Source organism: uncultured Shimia sp. (assembly GCF_947498095.1).
GTDB lineage: Bacteria > Pseudomonadota > Alphaproteobacteria > Rhodobacterales > Rhodobacteraceae > Shimia.
Genome location: NZ_CANMJE010000003.1, coordinates 485,648 through 500,180, shown reverse-complemented (window position 1 = coordinate 500,180; position 14,533 = coordinate 485,648). Strand labels below are relative to the sequence as shown.

The window sequence follows — 14,533 nt, the reverse complement described above, 5'->3', positions numbered from 1 at the left end:
GCCTTTTCGCCTGTTTATGGTCATGGTGGCTTATGGAATTGGACGCTCTGGCCTTTGAACACGCCCCCATCGGTCTCGCTATTCTGGAGAACCGGATCATTCGCCGCTGTAACCGAGCGTTTGGTGAAATGTTTCTGGAAGACCCGGCAAAATGCGAAGGCGTCTCTTTGGGTGAATTCTACCCGTCCGAAAAAGATTTTCACATGATTGGTGAACGAGGACTGGCCTCGATGCGCCGAACAGGGCGATACAATGACGAGCGCATCATGCAACGCCGTGATGGCACGTTCTTCTGGTGCCGCGCACGAGGGCAATCATTAACGCCGGATCAACCCTTTCAACGTGGGATTTGGACCTTTGCCGATCTTTCGGACGAACGGCCGGTTGTAGAGCTGACCCAGCGCGAACGCGAAGTGGCGATTTTGACATGTCGCGGCATGACCAGCAAAGAGATCGGGCTGGAATTGGACTTGTCCTACCGCACCGTTGAAGAATACCGTGCCCGACTTTTGCGAAAATTTGGAGCACGTAAGCTGGCAGAACTGGTCGCCAAGCTGTCAGGGATGCCGCTATGACCCTTGCAATCCATTGGCAAAGATACCCCTCGCAAATTGCCCGCGAATTCCCACATAGAGGGACGTGCGAGTGCGCTTTTCACGGGCGCCGGGATGCCATATAAGGCGACGCAGGGGAAACCAAAAGACTCGAGACAGGCGCGGCGAAGCGCCAAAGAGGATAGAAAAACATGAGCAAGAAAAACCACGATAGCGATGTTGGCTTTATTCAGGCCCTGGCAGAATTGCTGCGCGAAAACGACCTGACCGAACTTGAGGTCATGCGCGAGTATGGGCAAGACGACAGCCTGAACGTGCGTGTCAGTCGCCAGACCCAAGTTGCCACCACCGTTGTTGCACCTGCCGCGGCTCCTGTCGCTGCCGCGCCTGCAGCCGCCGCTGCACCCGCTGCAGCCCCGGCCGCAGAAGCCGCCGCAGGCGACGATCCAGCCAGCCATCCCGGCGCCGTGACCTCACCAATGGTCGGCACCGTGTATCTGCAGGCCGAGCCGGGTTCGCCCGCCTTTGTCAGCGTCGGCGCGCAAGTGGCCGAAGGCGACACCATCCTGATCGTCGAAGCCATGAAGACCATGAACCATATTCCGGCCCCCAAATCAGGCACAGTCAAGCGCATCCTTGTTGGTGACGGCGACACTGTTGAATATGGCGCACCTCTGGTCATCATCGAATAAGGCACTGACATGTTTGATAAAATCCTGATCGCCAACCGCGGAGAAATCGCCCTGCGCGTGATCCGCGCGTGTCGCGAAATGGGTATCCAGTCGGTCGCCGTCCATTCGACCGCGGATGCCGACGCGATGCACGTACGTATGGCGGACGAGGCCGTTTGCATTGGCCCTCCTTCGGGGACCGAAAGCTACCTCAATATGGCCTCGATCATTGCCGCCTGTGAAGTCACTGGCGCCCAAGCGATCCACCCGGGCTATGGTTTTCTCTCGGAAAACGCCAACTTTGTTCAGATCGTCGAAGACCACGATCTGACATTTATCGGCCCCACCGCCGAACATATCCGAGTGATGGGTGACAAAATCACCGCCAAGGATACAATGAAAGAACTGGGCGTGCCTTGCGTGCCTGGATCAGATGGCGGTGTTCCGACAGTCGAAGACGCCCTGAAGATCGGCGAAGAATTCGGCTATCCGGTTATCATCAAAGCCACGGCAGGTGGCGGCGGTAAAGGCATGAAAGTGGCCAATAACGCCGACGAGATGAAATCAGCCTTTCAGACCGCGCGTGCCGAAGGCAAAGCCAACTTTGGCAATGACGAAGTCTACATCGAAAAATATCTCACCACGCCGCGCCATATCGAGATTCAGGTCTTTGGCGACGGCAAAGGCAAAGCCGTGCATCTGGGCGAACGGGACTGCTCGCTTCAGCGCCGCCACCAGAAGGTCTTCGAAGAAGCCCCCGGCCCGGCCATTTCAGCCGAAGAACGCGCAGCCATTGGCAAGGTCTGCGCCGACGCATGCGCCCGCATCAACTACATTGGTGCAGGCACAATCGAGTTTCTCTACGAAAACGGCGAGTTCTACTTCATTGAGATGAACACGCGCCTGCAGGTGGAACATCCGGTCACCGAAGCAATCTTTGGCGTCGATCTGGTGCGCGAGCAAATCCGCGTTGCCTCGGGCATGGACATGTCGTTTGGCCAGGATGATCTTGAGATCAACGGCCACGCCATCGAAGTGCGCATCAATGCTGAACGGTTGCCCAACTTTGCACCGTGCCCCGGCAAGATTTCACAATACCATGCCCCCGGTGGGCTGGGTGTGCGGATGGATTCGGCGCTTTATGATGGCTATTCGATCCCGCCCTTTTACGACTCGTTGATCGGCAAGTTGATCGTGCATGGGCGCGACCGCCCCGAAGCATTGGCACGACTGAATCGGGCCTTGGGCGAATTGATCGTGGATGGAATCGACACCACGATCCCACTGTTCCATGCGCTTTTGGCCGAAGAGGACATCCACTCGGGCGACTATAACATCCACTGGCTTGAACGCTGGCTGGACGACAACCTGGCCGAGGGCTGATGCCCCACGGCACGCAAGGTTGGCAGGACGAAATCACACCCGACCTGCTGATGCGTGCCTACGAGATGGGAATTTTTCCCATGTCTGAACATCGCGACGACCCAGAGATATTCTGGGTCGATCCGCACCGTCGCGGGGTGTTCCCATTGGATGGATTTCACATTTCGCGATCGCTTGCGCGGGCGTTGCGCCGCGATGACTACACCGTCACGATCAATCAAGACTTTGAAGGCGTTGTTGACGGCTGTGCCGACCGTGCAGACACATGGATCAACGCGGAAATACGCAACCTTTACAGTACATTACACGCACAATCCCGAGCCCAGTCTATTGAGGTATGGCGCGATGAGGTTCTGATTGGCGGAGTGTACGGCGTTACCTTGGGCAGCGCGTTTTTTGGTGAAAGCATGTTCTCACGTGCGACCAATGCTTCAAAAATCGCACTGTCCTGGTTGATCGCGCATCTCAATGCTACAGGGTTTACCCTGTTCGATACACAGTTCATCACACCACATTTGGCATCCCTAGGCGCGGTTGAAATCCCGCGAGAGGCCTATCATCAGCTTTTGATAGAAGCCACCAAGGGCACCGCGCGGTTCGGTCACTCGCTGACGGTTTCCTCGGGCGCTGAGGTTTTACAGCGCAACACCCAGATGTCAAAGCGCGCGTGATCCAGCGCGTTCAGCGCTGGGGATGAGGCCACCATCCAGCCCTGAAACAGCGGATCAACTGTCTCTGTCCCATCATAGATCGTCAGAAACGCAAAAGCTTCACCGGTCGCATTGTCTTCGGGATGGCGGCACTCGGCCATGTCGACACGCAGATCACCAAAAGCCACGCTATAGCCGTTGTCCAACTCAAGATCGACAACATCGCCATTTAGCTTATCAAGGCCTCGCAGCAGCGCGCCCTCGCCTTTGACAGCAACACTGGCAATTTCAGAAGTTGCCGTTCCAAGATCACGCTGCAACGAAAACACTTCCGGCTGTTGCGGAACGATGACGATCTGCGGCCCAGCTTCCGAGTCCAAGGTTTCAACGGTGATTTCTTGCGCCTGTGCAACACTCGCCATGAGCATGAAAGCCAAAGCAGCGCGTATCATTCGTCGTCTCCGCCCGTGACGAACTTCATCAACAGACCGACAAGGCTGACGGAACTTTGCGTGTCTTCGATCTCGGCACCCGGTTCAAAGTTGAACGGCGAACCGCCGGGCAAGACTTCTACAAAGTTGCCACCCAAAAGTCCTTCGGACGAAATCACGATGGCGCTGTCATCCGGCAGTTCGATGCCGTCGTTAATGCTCATGCTTGTGTCGGCACGAAAGGTTTGCGGGTTCAAGGCAACATCCGTTACGGACCCGATTTTGACACCGGCCAGCCGCACATCAGTACCAACAGATACCCCTTCGATTGAGCGAAAGGAGGCGGTTAGCGAATAGCCTTCAGATGCACCGCCAAAGTCGGCGACTTTGCTGGCATAAAACAAAAAGCCAACGGCCACTGCGACAACGGCAGCTCCGACTGCGATTTCCGTGCGAACGGCGGACAAATGTCCAACCCGGCCTTATTCAGGAACCCAGGCTTCGTAATCGCTGCGCGCGACAGGGGCCGCTGCTTTGCGAATCGAGCCTGCAGGCGCATAGGCGCCCTCCGAGCCAGACAGGTTTTCCTGATGTGGCTTTTCCCAGTCCTTATGCGCCAGCGGTTTCTCCGAGGGCGCATCATCATACGTGCGGTGCAGCCAGCCATGCCAATCGGGGCTGACGCGGCTTGCTTCCACGTAACCGTTAAAGATCACCCAGCGTTTGCTGTCGTCTTTGGTTCGATAAAAAACATTGCCCTGATCGTCTTCGCCCACTTTCACGCCCTTGCGGCTGGTGAAAAGACGGGTGTTCAGCGTGGCGCCGTTCCACCAAGAGAAAACGCTGTTGATCGTGCTCAGAATGCCCATGGATGCCTCCGCAAATTCCCTTCCCGTATGACTCATTCCCAGCCAAAGGTCCAGTATCGCGCGCAACGAAAAGGGGCGGACAAATTGCCCGCCCCGATAACTTTGTGTGAATTTCCGCTTAGCCCGCGTTGGCCGGCTCTTTCTCAGCCTCCGCGTGGATCATCAGCGGGTTGGCATCCGAGGTCACGGCCTCTTCGTTCACCACCACTTCGGTGACGCTGTCCATGCCAGGCAAATCGAACATTGTATCAAGAAGAATGTCTTCAAGGATCGAACGCAGACCACGGGCACCGGTTTTGCGCTGGATGGCACGTTTGGCGATGGCGCTGAGCGCGTCATCGGTAAATGAGAGCTGCGTATCTTCCAGTTCAAACAGGCGTTGGTACTGTTTGATTAGAGCGTTTTTGGGTTCGGTCAGAATGGTGACCAGCGCATCTTCGTCCAGGTCTTCAAGCGTGGCCAGAACCGGCAAACGTCCGACGAATTCCGGGATCAGGCCAAACTTCAATAGATCCTCGGGTTCGAGCTCTTGGAAGATCTCGCCCACACCGCGTTCGTCATTGTCGCGCACGTCGGCGCCAAAGCCCATTGCCGAGCCCTTGCCGCGCTGTGCAATGATCCGGTCGAGGCCGGCAAAGGCGCCGCCGCAGATGAACAGGATGTTGGTGGTGTCCACCTGCAGGAATTCCTGCTGCGGATGCTTGCGGCCACCTTGGGGTGGAACCGAGGCCACGGTGCCTTCCATCAGCTTCAGCAGAGCCTGCTGCACCCCCTCACCCGACACGTCGCGGGTGATCGAGGGGTTTTCCGACTTGCGGGTGATCTTGTCGACTTCGTCAATATACACGATGCCGCGCTGCGCACGTTCGACGTTGTATTCCGAAGCCTGCAGCAGCTTCAGGATGATGTTTTCCACGTCTTCACCCACGTAACCCGCTTCGGTCAGCGTGGTGGCGTCAGCCATGGTGAAGGGCACGTCGAGAATACGTGCGAGAGTTTGAGCCAACAGCGTTTTACCGCAACCGGTCGGGCCGATCAGCAGGATGTTAGACTTGGCCAGCTCGATATCGCCGGATTTCTGCGCGTGGTTCAGGCGTTTGTAGTGGTTGTGTACCGCCACCGAGAGAACGCGTTTCGCCACGGCCTGACCGATGACGTAATCATCCAATACATTGCAGATTTCCAATGGAGTCGGCACACCTTCGGAAGCTTTCAGCCCACTGGCTTTGGTTTCTTCACGGATGATGTCCATGCAAAGCTCGACGCATTCGTCACAAATGAACACCGTCGGACCGGCGATCAGTTTGCGCACTTCGTGCTGGCTCTTGCCGCAAAAGCTGCAATAGAGGGTGTTTTTGCTGTCGCCGGAATTGCTCGCCATGTCGTCCTTTCAGGCCTCCGAATATCGTCTGGGCCGCCCTGTCCCGGTCAGCTTAGGCCAGCCACAAACCGAGTACAATGTGGAAAGTGCCCCGAACGCGATCACGCCGGGGCACGAGCTTGTCAGCTCTCTTCGTCGTCGCCTTTGGCGCGGCTCTCGACGATCTCATCGATGAGGCCCCAGTCCTTGGCTTCTTCCGGGGACATGAAGTTGTCGCGTTCAAGAGCGTCAACCACCGCTTTCATCTTCTGACCGGTGTGTTTGACGTAGATCTCGTTCAAACGATCCTTCAGCTTCTGGGTTTCCTGGGCGTGGATCATGATATCCGTAGCCTGACCCTGATAGCCGCCCGAAGGCTGGTGCACCATGACGCGGGAATTGGGCAGCGAGAAACGCATGCCTTGCTCGCCTGCGGTCAACAAAAGAGAGCCCATCGACGCCGCCTGACCAATCACCAGGGTCGAGACCTTGGGTTTGATGTATTGCATTGTGTCATAGATCGAGAGACCGGACGTCACCACGCCACCGGGCGAGTTGATGTACATCGAAATCTCTTTCGAGGGATTCTCCGCCTCAAGGTGCAACAGCTGCGCCACGATCAGCGACGACATGCCGTCATGCACCGGACCGTTGAGGAAAATGATGCGTTCTTTCAAAAGACGCGAGAAAATATCGTAGGCCCGCTCTCCCCGGCTGGTTTGTTCAACCACCATGGGAACGAGGGTGTTCATATATGTGTCGATTGGGTCGTTCATATCCGCCTGCCTGTTGTTCGCGTCATCCATAGGCCAAAGCCTCTAAGAGAGTCTTAGTATTGCCCTAGAGGGGCTGCAAGGGCAGCCGGAGAAAATATGAACAATGTCCGACTGAACGATAGCGGCAAGACCGACCACTTCCCTGCTGAGCTGCAAAAGGGAAAGTTGGAAAATGATGATGTTAAGAACTTCTAGTGCACTGCCAGATCAGAAAATGCGTTGATAACCACCATTCCTGCAATAATCAAAGAGAGCCCGGCAATTCCTGCCAGGTCAAGACGTTGGCCAAAAACAATGACGCCAGCCAAGGCAACAAAGACGATGCCCAATCCTGATGCCAGCGCATAAGTTATTCCCAGTGGCATATATTTGAGCGCTAAAGTCAGGAAATAGAAAGATCCTGCGAAGCCTGCGAACACGAGAAGCGAAGGCAAAAGCTTACTGAACTGCGCGCTGGCATTGAGCGCTGAATAACCGATTGCCTCGGCAATGACAGAGGCAAGGAGGTAAAGGTAGTGAGTTGGCACAATAGTCTCCTGATTGGGTCAAGTGTTTCTGACGACGCGCAATGGAAAGAAACCTGAGTTGTGAGCATCTCGATCGCTTCCGGCCGTGCACCGTCGCGTTGCGGGTAGTTTTGCAACCCGCTACTCTCAGGTTCGAGTTAGGGAAATGGGATTGGCGCCAACGACATGACAAAAGTCGCGAACGACAGCATTTTCGCTGAGACATGTCATGAGGTCTATGCCCTTGCCTGCCAACGGTGGGTCTGGTTTGGGTTGTTTGGTGTCGGCTTGTTGATTGGCCTGACCGGCCCTTTCGGTACTTTTGACAGCATGACCCTACTGGAACGTAGCGCCTATTGGCTGATCATTGTGGGAACGACATTCTGGATCGGCTATGCAGTCTCTTTCGCCACGGCCACCTTGGCTGAACGCATTGGCATTGGGAACACATTCAGCCTCGCAATCGGCGCCACGGTCGCAAGTGCTCCTGTCGCTGCATGGCTGGCAGGCTTTCACAGTTTGACCGGGTCTGCGCAGTTCTGGGACGAATTGTTTCGCCTTTTTCCATTTGTCGGGGTCATCTCGGTCATTGTCGCAGTTTTGTCCGAGCATCTTGGGCCAAACGACGTCACGCCAGTAAAAGAGTTGGATCACAAGTCCACACCGTCATGGCTTGAACAATTGCCGGGTTATTTGGGGCGCGATCTGATCCTTCTTCAAGCTCAGGATCACTATGTCAAAGCCGAAACAAAACTGGGCGAGACCCTGATCCGGACCGGGCTGCAAGACGCATCAGACGCCTTAGGCGACTATGGCCTGCGGGTACATCGGTCGTGGTGGGTATCACGCGGCGCAATCAAAGCCCTCAGGTCTCGCGGTGGGGGCAGCGTTGTGGTTTTGCAAGACGGTCGCGAATTACCAATAGGCCGCACCTATCGCCGTGCGGTTAGAACTGCCCTCATCCAGACTGTTCCAAATTAACTTCGGCTGAGCAGAAACCAATTTGCAGATGGGTTTCGGTGCGACCCAGTTCATCCTCGTGGTCATCAGACCTGTGGTTGCGGATTGATCGCGCACAATCCGAATGCAAAAAAGGGCCGCCCGAGGGCGACCCAGAGGGAGTAAACTGTTTCGCTGGGATCAGCCGAACATGTCGGATGTAATCCCTGCATACCAACCAACTGATTCCTCGAAGGTTTGCTTGCGCAGATCCCCACTTTCACCGGTTTGCGAAATGAAACCATCAACCTTGGCAATCTTTTCGTCCGTGGCCTCGTAAGTCGCGCCCACTTTGACACCGTCGTCAGTGTCGATGAGCGACCAGCACGTGTTCGAGAATTTGGCAGGGAATACTTTGGAGCCGGTCAGAGCGCCACGGATCGCCATCGCGGCCACCTTGGCCTGAGAGTTGGCCGAGAAACCAGATTTCGGCATGTCACCCTGCGCGCAGGCATCGCCCAATACGTGGATGTTCTCGTCAATGCGGCTCTGCATCGTGTGACCAATGACCGGAGCCCAGTTGCCCTCGGTGATGCTGGCCATTTCACAGATTTTACCGGCTTTCATGGCTGGGATCACGTTGCAGGCGTCGACCTTGGTCACTTCACCGTCAATGCTAACAGTCATCTCGTCCGCATTTACCTCGACAACGTCACCACCAAAGTCCTGACCAATCCAATCGATCATACCATCGTAGTGGTTGGCCCAACCTTCTTGGAACAGCCCCATTTTTGAAAACTTCGGCTTAGGGTCGGCCACGATGATCTTGGCTGTTGGGTTCTTTTCTTTCAGAACGTGCGCGATCATCGAAACCCGCTCATATGGCCCAGGAGGGCAGCGGAACGGGTTGGGTGGCGCGACCATGGCAAAGGTGCCGCCCTCGGGCATCGCCTCAACCTGCGCTTTCAGCAGTTCGGTCTGCGAGCCGGCCTTATAGGCGTGCGGCATCTTGTTCTGGCTGCTGACGTCCCAGCCGGGGACAGCGCCATCAACAAAATCGATACCTGGCGACAGCACCAGTCGGTCATAGGGCAGCTTGGCCCCGCCCGCGAGCGAGACAGTCTTGGCGTCGCGGTCAATGCCGATGGCCCAGTCATGCACCACGTTAATGCCATAGTCCGAGGCCAGTTTACCGTAGCTGTGGGCTATCGAAGACAACTCACGAAAGCCTCCGATATAGAGGTTTGAGAAGAAGCAGGTGTAGTAGGTGCGGCTGGGTTCCACGAGGGTGACATCAATCGCCCCCTTGGAGCCTTTGGCGATGTATCGCGCTGCTGTTGCCCCACCTGCGCCACCGCCAATCACAACAACACGCGGCTTGCCGGCGCCCAATACCATCGGTGCAGACAGCGATGCCGCAACGGCGGCCCCTGCCCCTAGAAAATTACGTCGATTCAAAGTCATAGATCATTCCTCCCCTGATCATGAAAGTTCGCGAGCTTAATTCAAATTCCCGAAATAGGCGGCCAGTGCCGCGATCTCGTCATCTGCCAAACGTCCGGCCATCATCTGCATCACCGGGTGGTCACGTTTTTTCAGCTTGTAGGCATGCATGGCGATCACAAAGTCTTCGTTCGGCCAGCCGACAATGCCGGGAATACCGTCAAAATCCCCACTGGATTGATGACAGGTCGTGCATTCCGTCGCGAGGTATTCGCCGTAATCTGGGTCGCCAACAATCGCCAGGATCTCAGGCGACAACTCGACTTCAACTTTGATTGCCGTTGGCGCGGCTTCAGGGATGTTTTGTGGGTTATCGGAATAGATGCGCAGGAACGCCAGCAAATCAAAGCGATCTTTTTCCTTGGGCAGCCCGTGAAAGCTCATCTTTGTGCCCGGCACCGTGCCGCGTGGGTCTTCGATAAACCGGCTCAGCCCATCAATGTCCCAGACAAGACCCGCCTCGCGCGCCGCGTACATACCTTTGGAGTATTTAAAGTCGTCAAACGTCGCCGCAGGGCGAAAGAAAATGCCATTCAAGTGCGGCCCGATCTTGTGTTTGGCCCCGTCACCCAGCTGATGGCACGACTTGCACTTCTTGAACATCTTGGCGCCGCGCTCGGAATCCCCAATCGCCTCGGCACTTTCTTCGCCAAGGGCGGCACCTGTCAGCGCCGCCCAGAGTGTTATGATCGAAATCGCAAGCCGCATCGCTTAGTTCTGAAAGCTCTTCAGGTAAGCCGTAACAGCGACAATATCGTCTTCCTTTTTCAAGCCGGCAAAAGACATCTTGGTCCCTTTTAGATACTTCTTGGGCTTGGCAAGGAAGGCGGCCAGTTCTTCTTCTGTCCAGGTCGCGCCAGAGTCGGCCAAACCTTTCATGGGCTTAGAGTATTTGAATCCATCAACTGCGCCGACGGACGCGCCGACAATGCCGTTCAGGATTGGACCTGTCTTAGATTTGGCACCCTCGCCAACCTGATGGCAGGCTTTGCATTTCTTAAAGACCTTCTCACCTTTTTTCATCAGTTCAGGGTCAATTGCAGCCTGCTCTACCGGGGCCGCTGCGTCGGCAGCCTCGGTAGAAGCAGGTGCGGCAGCTGCCTCCTCGGCGGGGGCGGCGGCTTCTTCAGTTCCGCCCTCATCCGGGGTCACGTCCAAGACAGCTGCGCGCATGGTGATCTCGACGCTGTCCTTGCAATTGGTCATGCAGGGTTCGGCTTTCCAGAAATGCGCTTCAGAGGTCTCGCGATCATCAAGGATGAAACCGCTCGCGTTGGGCATTTCCACGTCGAGGAAATTCTCGTTCGAAAGAACGAACTCATCATCAACAAGATCGTTCGAGTAAAGGATGTAGGCCACGATCGCATAGACATCGTCTGTGGACATGGTTTGCGCGGCACCGAATGGCATGGAGCGGTTCACATAGTCCCATGTGGTCGAGAGATACGGCCAGTAAGAACCGACGGTTTTCAGAGGATCCTCGTGGTCGAGCGTGTCCGCGCCGCCTGCGAGTTTCGGCCAGTTGTCGACGCCTTCGGCAAAGTCGCCGTGGCAGATCGCGCAATGTTCGGCAAAGACCTCTTCGCCGGTGAACACGTCGCCCGAGCCGACAGGCAAACCGGTGCCGTCCGGGGCCACGTCAATGTCCCACGCGGCAATCTCATCCGGCGTTGCCGCGCGGCCAAGGCCCATTTTTTCAGCCATTGCCGGGGCCGAAATCAAGGTCGATGCCAGCGTGGTTCCCGCGATAAGTTTAAGAAACTTCGACATTTTCCGCCTCTCCGTCTGCTTTAACCCACCATGTCTGGATGCAGTTGTTGTGATAGATCGAGTTCAACCCGCGCACCTCGCGCAGTTCCTCTTTCGAGGGTTGAACATAGCCGCTGGAGTCTCGTGCACGTGACTGCAGGAACATCTCTTCACCGTTCCAATCAATGTCGAGATAGAAGCGACTGAGCGCCTTGTCAGTGCCGGGCGCACCAAGCCGTGCCTCTTGCCAATTCTTGCCACCGTCGATCGAGACATCCACGCCTGTGATGGAGCCGCGACCAGACCACGCAAGGCCGGTGATAACCAACGGGCCGTGACCGTGCTTGATCGGAGCCTGTGGGCTGGGCGAAGTCACAACCGATTTGGCGTCCATAACCCAGGTCCACTTGCGGCTTGTGCCGTCTTCGAGCGTGTCGGTGTATTTCGAGGTTTCTTCACGGCTTTCAATCGCTTGGGTGGTCACTTCGATGCGACGCAGCCACTTAATCCACATGTTGCCTTCCCAACCGGGCACGACGAGGCGCACTGGATACCCGTGCTCTTTACGCAGGGCTTCACCATTGGCTTTGAACGCAACCAGCACGTCGTCCAGGGCTTTTTCCATCGGGATCGAGCGGCCGTTCGACGAGGCATCCGCACCCTCGACATAGACCCACTTGTCTTTCAGGTCGCCTGCGGCGTCTAGACCGGCCTCTTCCAAGAGCGCGCGGAGCGGGATCCCAGAGTATTCCATGTTGTGGATCATGCCGTGGGTGAATTGCGCACCATTCAACTGTGCACCGGCCCATTCCATGCCGGTGTTGGCGGCACATTCGCAGAAATAGACGTGGTTCTCACGCGGGAACCGCTCAAGATCTTCGTAGGTAAAGACCAGAGGGGTATCGACCAGACCGTTGATCATCAGACGATAGTCAGCCTTGGACAGCTCAATCGCGCCCGAATGGTGACGCTCGAACGCGCAGCCTTGCGGGGTGATCGTGCCGTCGAGCGCGTGGATCGGCGTGAAGTTGATCGACGAGATCGTGTCGGCGGTGAGCCACTCAACATTGCGACGGATCACATCCGACTCGAATTGGATCGGCATTCCATATAGTGTGGCATCTACGCCATCTCCGGTGCCGCTCGCCCATTCCTGGACTTGCGTAATCAGCGGATCGCCGGCTGCGTTCGCCATGCTGGCGCCCGCGATGCTTCCGGTGGCGGCGACCGCCCCCTTCAGGAAAGCACGGCGCGAGGGTTTGCCTTTGAAGCTCATTGTCATCTGGCTGTTTCTCCCCAATACATCATCAAATTCATTTTAATGAATTCGATATTCTGGATTAACCTGTCAAAGGGTCGCGGGGACGTCTTTTTAGACGCCCGAAACCTTTACGTTTTCGTGTGGGGCGACCGAAACGGTGCCCTGTTTGCGGATATAGCTTTCGACGACATCCCAGATCATCGGACCTTCGGTGCCTTCGTTGACCGAAGCCCAGCCAGCGACCTGATAGGTCTTGGCAGCGTCGATCTTCTCGCCTGTCTTAAGCAAGGTCATGTCGCTGATACGGCTGCCCTGCGGTTTGGAAATGTCGATCTTGTAGCCCATGCCACCGATGCGCACCATGTCGCCGCCCTGCTGATAATAGGGGTCGGTGTTGAACAGGTTGTCGGCCACGTCCTCGAGGATGACATGGATGAATTCACCTGTCATTTCAGTGCGATAGGCTTCTCCATAAGACATCGAGGTCACGTTCCAGATGTCTTCACGGGTGATGTCCTGACCGGGCAGGATCGATGGCCCCCAGCGTACGCCGGGCGACATGGAGATATCGGCGTCACGTTCCTGAATGAGCGCCTCGCAGATCAGGTCGTCCCATGTACCGTTAAAGTTGCCACGACGATACAAGAGCGAGTCTGATTTGCCGATCACCTCGGTCAGCTCATTGATGTAAGGCGCGCGTTGTTCGTCGATCAGCTTGGTGATGACGGGATCGGGGGTGATGACGTCTGAGAAAATCGGGATCAACTTGGTGCGGAAGCCCATCATCTTGCCATCCCGCACGTCCAGATCAACGCGGCTGACGAACTTGCCGTTTGAGCCCGAGGCCACAACAATGGTTTCACCGACCAGAACCGGCTCGGGCAATGCGTCGTGGGTGTGACCCGACAGGATGACGTCGAGACCTTGGACACGGCCTGCCATCTTTTTGTCCACGTCAAAGCCGTTGTGCGAAAGCATGACAACCAGTTCGGCGCCCATGCCGCGGACTTCGTCCACCATAGCCTGCATGTTCTCTTCGCGAATACCAAACGAATACTCGGGGAACATCCAGCGCGGGTTGGCGATGGGCATGTAAGGAAACGCCTGACCGATGACAGCGATCTTAACGCCACCACGCTCAAAGAACTTGTAAGGCTTGAACAACTCGGCGGGTTCATCCCACTCAGCGTCAAAGATGTTCTGACCGAGTGCCGCAAACGGAAGACCTTCGACGATTTCATTTACCCGGTCAGATCCTAGGGTGAATTCCCAGTGGAACGTCATCGCATCCGGTTTCAACGCGTTCATGACGTTCACCACATCCTGACCTTGGGTCTGGTGACAGGTGTAGGACCCGTGCCATGTGTCGCCACCGTCCAAGAGCAGCGCGTCTGGTCGGTCAGCTCGGATGGCATTGATCACAGTCGACACGCGATCCATCCCACCAACGCGGCCATAGGTCTGCGCCAGCGATGTAAAGTCGTTGTAGGTCAGCGCGTAAGCACTGGGAGAGCCATCGGCGATTCCATAGAGTTTGCGAAAATCGGCCCCGGTGATGTGTGGGACGTGCCCATTGGCTTCGCCAACACCGAGGTTGATCTCGGGCTCTCGGAAATAGATGGGCTTCAGCTGCGCATGAATATCGGTGATGTGGATCAACGAAACATTGCCGTAGGTATCGAACTGCAAGAGGTCGTCTTGGGTCAGCGACTGTTGCGCTGCCAGACGGGACCAGTTGCCGAAACCGGAGGCCCCCACCATGGCCGAAGCTGCCATGGAAACCTGAAGGAAATCGCGACGAGAGATCATGGGCGAAGAGCCTTTCTGAACCTGTATTTCAAATTCATTTTTATGAATTTGTCAAAACCGAGAAAACCCGCC

The 14,533-nt window shown here is 56.2% G+C and carries 16 protein-coding genes; 5 read left to right on the top strand and 11 right to left on the bottom strand.

The window, feature by feature from the left end; translation table 11 throughout:
- The first annotated feature begins 38 nt into the window (after positions 1 to 38).
- The 4 genes from Q0932_RS08635 to aat all read left to right on the top strand — a co-directional run bounded on the left by Q0932_RS08635 (position 39) and on the right by aat (position 3,279).
- Positions 39 to 575, top strand: a complete 537-nt coding sequence (locus tag Q0932_RS08635) for a helix-turn-helix transcriptional regulator (protein ID WP_299351467.1) — start codon at positions 39 to 41, stop codon at positions 573 to 575.
- 170 nt (positions 576 to 745) lie between these two features.
- Positions 746 to 1,246 (top strand): acetyl-CoA carboxylase biotin carboxyl carrier protein, encoded by a 501-nt coding sequence (gene accB, locus Q0932_RS08630; RefSeq protein ID WP_299351396.1) that lies wholly within the window; start codon positions 746 to 748, stop codon positions 1,244 to 1,246.
- A gap of 9 nt (positions 1,247 to 1,255) precedes the next feature.
- Positions 1,256 to 2,608 carry an acetyl-CoA carboxylase biotin carboxylase subunit gene (gene accC, locus Q0932_RS08625; protein WP_299351394.1) on the top strand — a complete coding sequence of 451 codons (1,353 nt, stop codon included), beginning with the start codon at positions 1,256 to 1,258 and terminating at the stop codon, positions 2,606 to 2,608.
- Positions 2,608 to 3,279: a leucyl/phenylalanyl-tRNA--protein transferase gene (aat, locus tag Q0932_RS08620; RefSeq protein WP_299351392.1), complete on the top strand. Its 672-nt coding sequence runs from the start codon at positions 2,608 to 2,610 to the stop codon at positions 3,277 to 3,279. Before accC ends, aat begins: the two co-directional genes overlap by 1 nt.
- Here aat and Q0932_RS08615 read toward each other — a convergent pair.
- The 6 genes from Q0932_RS08615 to Q0932_RS08590 form a co-directional block, all read right to left on the bottom strand.
- The gene (locus Q0932_RS08615; protein WP_299351390.1) at positions 3,210 to 3,710 is read right to left on the bottom strand and encodes a DUF2155 domain-containing protein; all 501 of its coding nucleotides are present in this window, start codon (positions 3,708 to 3,710) and stop codon (positions 3,210 to 3,212) included. The genes aat and Q0932_RS08615 overlap by 70 nt on opposite strands.
- A complete protein-coding gene (gene mlaD, locus Q0932_RS08610; protein ID WP_299351388.1) occupies positions 3,707 to 4,156 on the bottom strand; it encodes an outer membrane lipid asymmetry maintenance protein MlaD in 450 nt (149 codons plus the stop codon). The genes Q0932_RS08615 and mlaD overlap by 4 nt, the downstream gene beginning before the upstream one ends.
- 15 nt (positions 4,157 to 4,171) lie before the next feature.
- Positions 4,172 to 4,558 (bottom strand): NADH:ubiquinone oxidoreductase subunit NDUFA12, encoded by a 387-nt coding sequence (locus Q0932_RS08605; protein ID WP_299351386.1) that lies wholly within the window; start codon positions 4,556 to 4,558, stop codon positions 4,172 to 4,174.
- A gap of 118 nt (positions 4,559 to 4,676) precedes the next feature.
- Positions 4,677 to 5,939 (bottom strand): ATP-dependent Clp protease ATP-binding subunit ClpX, encoded by a 1,263-nt coding sequence (gene clpX, locus Q0932_RS08600; protein ID WP_299351384.1) that lies wholly within the window; start codon positions 5,937 to 5,939, stop codon positions 4,677 to 4,679.
- A gap of 122 nt (positions 5,940 to 6,061) precedes the next feature.
- Positions 6,062 to 6,694, bottom strand: coding sequence for an ATP-dependent Clp protease proteolytic subunit (locus Q0932_RS08595; RefSeq protein ID WP_299351465.1), 633 nt, complete (start codon positions 6,692 to 6,694; stop codon positions 6,062 to 6,064).
- 191 nt (positions 6,695 to 6,885) lie between these two features.
- Positions 6,886 to 7,221, bottom strand: a complete 336-nt coding sequence (locus Q0932_RS08590) for a multidrug efflux SMR transporter (protein WP_299351382.1) — start codon at positions 7,219 to 7,221, stop codon at positions 6,886 to 6,888.
- A gap of 165 nt (positions 7,222 to 7,386) precedes the next feature.
- Here Q0932_RS08590 and Q0932_RS08585 point away from each other — a divergent pair, with 165 nt between their 5' ends.
- Complete coding sequence (locus Q0932_RS08585; RefSeq protein ID WP_299351380.1) at positions 7,387 to 8,181, top strand: LytTR family DNA-binding domain-containing protein; 795 nt, start codon at positions 7,387 to 7,389, stop codon at positions 8,179 to 8,181.
- Between the two features lie 159 nt (positions 8,182 to 8,340).
- Here Q0932_RS08585 and Q0932_RS08580 read toward each other — a convergent pair whose 3' ends face one another.
- From Q0932_RS08580 to soxB, 5 genes are all read right to left on the bottom strand, one after another.
- Positions 8,341 to 9,603: an NAD(P)/FAD-dependent oxidoreductase gene (locus Q0932_RS08580; RefSeq protein ID WP_299351378.1), complete on the bottom strand. Its 1,263-nt coding sequence runs from the start codon at positions 9,601 to 9,603 to the stop codon at positions 8,341 to 8,343.
- 36 nt (positions 9,604 to 9,639) lie between these two features.
- Positions 9,640 to 10,350 (bottom strand): c-type cytochrome, encoded by a 711-nt coding sequence (locus tag Q0932_RS08575; RefSeq protein ID WP_299351376.1) that lies wholly within the window; start codon positions 10,348 to 10,350, stop codon positions 9,640 to 9,642.
- Between the two features lie 3 nt (positions 10,351 to 10,353).
- Positions 10,354 to 11,412, bottom strand: a complete 1,059-nt coding sequence (locus tag Q0932_RS08570; RefSeq protein ID WP_299351375.1) for a c-type cytochrome — start codon at positions 11,410 to 11,412, stop codon at positions 10,354 to 10,356.
- A complete protein-coding gene (gene soxC, locus Q0932_RS08565; protein WP_299351463.1) occupies positions 11,396 to 12,667 on the bottom strand; it encodes a sulfite dehydrogenase in 1,272 nt (423 codons plus the stop codon). Before soxC ends, Q0932_RS08570 begins: the two co-directional genes overlap by 17 nt.
- Positions 12,668 to 12,763: 96 nt before the next feature.
- Positions 12,764 to 14,461 (bottom strand): thiosulfohydrolase SoxB, encoded by a 1,698-nt coding sequence (gene soxB, locus Q0932_RS08560; protein ID WP_299351373.1) that lies wholly within the window; start codon positions 14,459 to 14,461, stop codon positions 12,764 to 12,766.
- Positions 14,462 to 14,533: the final 72 nt, after the last annotated feature.